General features: G+C 67.6%; 4 protein-coding genes. 2 read left to right on the top strand and 2 right to left on the bottom strand.

Going from position 1 to position 5035, the window contains the following annotated elements; translation table 11 throughout:
- Both EBS11_RS27915 and EBS11_RS27910 read right to left on the bottom strand, forming a co-directional pair.
- Window positions 1-1160: HAMP domain-containing protein (locus EBS11_RS27915; RefSeq protein WP_290608717.1), on the bottom strand; the 1160-nt coding region annotated here is incomplete at its 3' end.
- The gene (locus tag EBS11_RS27910) at window positions 1157-1891 is read right to left on the bottom strand and encodes a response regulator transcription factor (RefSeq protein ID WP_290608714.1); all 735 of its coding nucleotides are present in this window, start codon (window positions 1889-1891) and stop codon (window positions 1157-1159) included. The genes EBS11_RS27910 and EBS11_RS27915, both read right to left, overlap by 4 nt.
- 170 nt (window positions 1892-2061) lie before the next feature.
- On the opposite strand from EBS11_RS27910, the gene EBS11_RS27905 reads away from it, so the two are divergent.
- Both EBS11_RS27905 and EBS11_RS27900 read left to right on the top strand, forming a co-directional pair.
- The gene (locus EBS11_RS27905; protein ID WP_290608712.1) at window positions 2062-4464 is read left to right on the top strand and encodes a TonB-dependent siderophore receptor; all 2403 of its coding nucleotides are present in this window, start codon (window positions 2062-2064) and stop codon (window positions 4462-4464) included.
- The coding region (locus EBS11_RS27900) for a tetratricopeptide repeat protein (RefSeq protein WP_290608710.1) at window positions 4464-5035 on the top strand (572 nt) is incomplete at its 3' end. The genes EBS11_RS27905 and EBS11_RS27900, both read left to right, overlap by 1 nt.

Here is a 5035-nt window from a genome sequence, read left to right as displayed (position 1 = left end):
CCGCCGTAGCGGATGGCATTGTCGACGATGTTTTGCAGGCAGCGCTTCAGGCTGCGGGGGTGGGCGGGCAGGGGCGCCGCCTGGCCGGTGATGCTCACCTGGCCGCCCGTTTCCGCGCAATCGCTGCGCAGGCTGGCCAGCAGGCTGTCGATATCGACCATCTGCCGCTGTTCGTGCAAGCCGCTGTCCTGCACCATGGTCAGGGTGGCGCCCACCAGCGCATCCATTTCATCGAGGTCGCGGCGAAATTTCACGCGCTCGGCCTCGCCGGGCAGCAGTTCCGTGCGCAGCTTCATGCGCGTGATGGGCGAGCGCAGGTCGTGCGAAACGGCGGCCAGGAAGCGGGTGCGCTCGGCGATATTGTCGATCAGGCGGCGCTGCATGGCGTTGAAGGCTTGCGAGGCCTTGCGCACTTCCGTGGGACCGTCCGTGTCCAAGGGCGGGCTGAAGATGTTCTCGCCCAGCTTGTCGGCGGCGGCGGCCAGCTTGCCCAGCGGCTGCATCACGAGGCGCACGGCCAGCCAGGCCAGCAGCAGGATGGCGGCGATGCGCAGCACGTAGATGCGCAGCAGATAATCGATGGCGGCCGCGCGCGGCGCCGTGCTCATGCCCGCCTGGCCTTCGCGCGCCTCGGCCTGCAGCCAGGCGCCGTCGTGCAGGCGCAGCTGGACGATGAAGTGGCCCGTGGGGAAGGGATCGCGCAGCAGGGTCAGCCAGTTGCCCTGGCGCGGCGCCGCGTGCGCCAGTTCGCTGGCCAGCACGCGCACGCCATGATGGGCCAGCTCGTCGGCCTGGCCGCCCAGGCGCTGGCGCAGCACGTCGAGGAACAGTTCGCTGCTGAAGACGTCGTTGCGGTCCAGGGGCGGCGGCGTCGCGGCGGGGCCGTCGACGGCCCGCACGGCAAAATCCGCGCTGCTGATGGCGGCCAGCATGGCGGGGCGGCTGGCGGGCGGCACGGCGTCGAGCATGCGCACGGCGTCGGCCAGGCGGGTGGCGGCCAGGCGCGTGGGAATTTCCATCGCCTTGCCGTAGCGCATGTCATACCAGATGGTGCCCGTCAGGGCCTGCGCCGCCAGCATGCCGAGCACCAGCACGAGGGCCAGGCGGCCCGACAGGCTGCGCGGCCACAGCCGTTGCAGCGCGGTGCCCAGGCCCGTCATTCCTCGTACGCCACGTCGGCGTTGAGCATGTAGCCGCCGTTGCGGATGGTCTTGATGAGGGCCGGCAGGCGGGGATTGTCGCCCAGCTGCTGGCGCAGGCGGCTGACGCACACGTCGATGGATCGGTCGAAGGGCAGGCTTTCCTTGCCATACACGGCGGCCAGCAGGAAGTCGCGGCTCAGGGTGCGTTTCGGATGGTCGAGCAAGGCCCGCAGCACGAGGTAGTCGGAGCTGCCCAGCGACAAGGTCACGCCCTGGGGCGAGCGCATCTGGCGCGCCCGCGTGTCCAGTTGCCAGCCGTCGAAACGCACGGTGCCGATGCGGTCCGCTTCGTGTTTCTCCGGAAAGCTGCGGGCGCGGCGGATGATGACCTTGATGCGCGCCAGCAATTCGCGGGGATCGAAGGGCTTCGGCAGGTAATCGTCGGCGCCCACTTCCAGGCCCACGATGCGGTCGACCAGGGTGCCGCGCGCCGTCAGCATGATGACGGGAATGTTGCGCCGCGCGCGCAGCTGGCGGCACAGTTCCAGGCCGTCGTCGCCGGGCAGCATCAGGTCGAGGATGATCATGTCGATGGGCGTGCTGGCCAGCACTTGCCACATTTCATCGCCACCGGACGCCGCGTGCGCCTGGTAGCCCGCGTTGTCCAGATAGACCGACAGCAATTGCCGGATTTCCCCGTCGTCGTCGACGATCAATACCTGGTCCGCCCGTTTCGTGCCTGTTGCCATGTTTCCGCTGTCTATGGTGAAGAGTGTGCTGATTTTTGTAATGGCATGTGACGGCCCCGTGGCGCCAACACATTTCATTACATTCCCGTCCGCGGGCCTGTTCTGGCCCTGCCAGCCGGCCATTATAGTACCTGTAGTGAGAATCATTACAATCTACAGAGGGAAGTCACATGCATCAGGGTAATCAACGCAGCCGCAGCAACAACACGGCCGAAACCATCGAATCGCTGTTCGCCCAGTACGGCAAACTGTCGGCCACCGTCGGCCTGGCCTTGACGTCGCTGGGCGCCACGGGCACGGCCCTGGCCGCCGATGCGGCCGATGCGGCCACTTCGGCCACGACGCAGCCGCAGCAATTGAACGAGGTGGTCGTCAAGGCCGAGCGCGAAGCGCCCGCCTACAAGCCGGAACACCTGAGCTCGGCCAAGTTCGCCCAGCCCCTGCGCGACACGCCGCAAAGCATCACCATCGTGCCGCGCGAAGTACTGACGGAGCAGAATGCGCAAAACCTGCAGGACATCCTGAAGAACGTGCCCGGCATCACGTTTACCTCGGGCGAGGGCAACCTGGGCTGGGGCGACTTGTTTACCATCCGCGGCTTTTCCTCCGAGCAAAGCCTGACGGTGGACGGCATGCGCGACGCCGGCATGTCCAGCCGCAACGACACCTTCAACCTGGACCAGGTGGAAGTGTTCAAAGGCACCGGCTCCATCGAATCGGGCACCTCGGCCGTGGGCGGCACCGTCAACCTGGTCAGCAAGGAAGCCAAACTGGGCAACGCGAATACGGCGTCCTTCGGCGTGGGCAGCGCGGCCTACCGCCGCGTGACGGCCGACGTGAACCGGCAGCTGGACACGGGCAGCGCCCTGCGCCTGAATGTCATGAAGCAAAAGAACGACGTGGCGGGACGCGACGTGACGAACAACGACCGCCAGGGCCTGGCCCTGTCGGTGGGCACGGGCCTGGACGGCGCCACGCGCGTGTGGGTCGACCTGTTCCACCAGGAAGATGACAACGTGCCCGACGGCGGCTTGCCGATCCAGCGGGGTACGGGCGGCCAGCCCATGGCCAACGTGCCGCACAGCGCCTGGTTCGGCGCCGACAGCTACACCCAGCGCACCACCTCGGATGCGGCCACCATCAAGGTCGAGCACGATTTTGCCCCGGACGTCAAGATCCGCAACCAGACGCGCTGGGCGCTGACGGACAACCTGTCCGTGATGTCGCCGGCCCGCTTCAACGCGGCAAGCGCAACGGGCGCCACCCTGGGCACGTCGCTGGGCTATACGGGCGTGGGTGGTTTGACGAAAATCAATGGCATCGCCGCGTACACGGACTTCAGCAACAGGACGGACGCGTATGGCGTGCTGCGCGGCAGCGATTTCGGCACCTCGAAGCGCTACAGGATTCTGGCGAACCAGACGGATGTCAGCGTTGCCTTCCAGACGGGACCCGTGCGGCACGAAGTGGTGACGGGCCTGGACCTGTACCGCGAAACCTATGGCGACTACCAGCGTACGGTGAATGCCCCTGCGGGCACCCTGTGGTTCGACATGGCCCATCCGCAAGTGGTGCAGGGCAGCGTTCCCACCGTCAAGGGCAATGGCGGCCTGGAGTCGGTGATCAGCAATGCGGGCCTGTACGTGACGGACGCCATCCGTTTGACTGAGCAGTGGCGCATGGTGGCGTCCCTGCGCTACGACCACTGGAAGGCGGACACGTCGCTGAAGGGCGTGAATACCTCGCGCAGCAGCGACGGCGCCACCAGCGGGCGCATCGCCGCCCTGTACAAGCCCGTCGACGAGGCCAGCCTGTACCTGGCGTACGCGCAGGCGGCCCAGCCGTCGGCCCTGGGCGCCTCGACGAACAACGCCATCTACGGCTCGGCGGCGGCGTCCGCGTATGCGCCGGCCACCTCGAAGACCATGGAACTGGGCGGCAAGTGGGATGTGCTGCGCCACCGCCTGGCCCTGACGGGCGCCATTTTCCGTACGGAAGTGAGCGATTCCTGGGAGTACGGCGACGATGAAGTGTCGCCCGTGCGCGCCTTGCCGGCCAAGCGGGTCAAGGGCGCGGAACTGGGCGTGCAGGGCAATGTCACGGAGCAATGGTCCGTGTATGGCGGCATGTCGCGCCTGATGAGCAGGCAGACCAAGGGCGCCAACAGCGGCAGCGAAGCGAAGAATGTGCCGGACTGGACCTTCAACCTGTGGACCTCATACACGCCCATGGCGGGCCTGGTGCTCAGCTATGGCGCGCAGTACGTGGGCGAGCGCCGCTATTCGGACAATGCCTATGTGGGCGGCTTGAACAATAACAGCAGCACCGTGTCCGGCCCTGCGGGCAAGGCGCCCACCTATGTCTTCGACACGGAAAAGGCGCCGGCGTACTGGGTGCAAAGCCTGGCTGCGCGCTACCGCGTCAACCCGCGCCTGGCGCTGAACCTCAACGTGCAAAACCTGGCCAACAAGTTTTACTGGGCGCGCATCGGTTCTTCGCTGGACGGCTTCCAGCTGTACGGCGTGCCCGGCGCCAGCCGCAGCGTCAGCCTGAGCGCGGACCTGAGCTTCTGATGCCGGCCAGCGTCGAGGCGCTGCGCCAGTTGCCGGCGGCCGGCTGGTCCGCCATGCTGGCCAGTGGCGACGGCGGGCAGGCGCTGGCGTGGCTGCAGGCCGCCGCCCGCCAGGGCGTGCCGCGCGCCCAGGCCATCCTGGCGCAGCGTTTGCTGGTGGGGCAGGGCGTGCCGCCCGACCCCGCGCACGCCGTGCACTGGTTCCGCCAGGCGGCCGCGCGCGACGATGTGGAAGCCGTCAACATGCTGGGCCGCTGCCTGGAAAACGGCTGGGGCGTGGCGGCGGACGCCCAGCTGGCCGCGTACTGGTACCGCCAGGCGGCCATCGGCGGGCTGGATTGGGGCATGTACAACCTGGCCAATCTGCTGATGAGCGGCAAGGGCGTAACCGCCGACCGGCCCGCCGCACTGGCCCTGTACCGCCAGGCCGCCGGCCTGGGGCACGCCAAGTCCCTCAATATCCTCGGTCGTTTCCATGAAGAAGGCTGGGAAATGGCGTCCGACCCGGCGCAGGCGGCTGTGCTGTATTGCCAGGCGGCCATCGGCGGCGACTTCCGCGGCCAGTTCAACCA

This window comes from Janthinobacterium sp., assembly GCF_009923995.1.
Classification (GTDB): Bacteria; Pseudomonadota; Gammaproteobacteria; order Burkholderiales; family Burkholderiaceae_D; genus Janthinobacterium.
This window is presented reverse-complemented; position numbering and strand designations above follow the sequence as displayed.

What these genes read in the sequence shown, in the direction of transcription:
- EBS11_RS27910 (WP_290608714.1), bottom strand. Translation starts at nt 1,891, where the DNA reads ATGGCAACAGGCACGAAACGGGCGGACCAGGTATTGATCGTCGACGAC.
- EBS11_RS27905 (WP_290608712.1), top strand. Translation starts at nt 2,062, where the DNA reads ATGCATCAGGGTAATCAACGCAGCCGCAGCAACAACACGGCCGAAACC.